Genomic DNA, 208 nt, shown 5'->3' on the forward strand with positions numbered 1-208 from the left:
CCCTGTTACCGCCGTGAAAGGGCGGTGTCCTAGGCCACTAGACGAAGGGGACACAAACCTTCTGTACAACTGATCAGCGCTGAGAACTGATCGAATTCAAGGACGGTGTGGCCAGACCTTGAACCTGTAAATTGGTGGAGCTAAACGGGATCGAACCGTTGACCTCTTGCATGCCATGCAAGCGCTCTCCCAGCTGAGCTATAGCCCC

Annotated in this window: 1 tRNA gene; it reads right to left on the reverse strand. The window is 54.8% G+C overall.

The annotated features are described in order from the left end of the window. Window positions 1–132: 132 nt before the first annotated feature. A tRNA-Ala gene (locus ACW9I6_RS32515) sits at window positions 133–208 on the reverse strand.

It is taken from the genome of Pseudomonas sp. SDO5522_S412 (genome assembly GCF_054071215.1).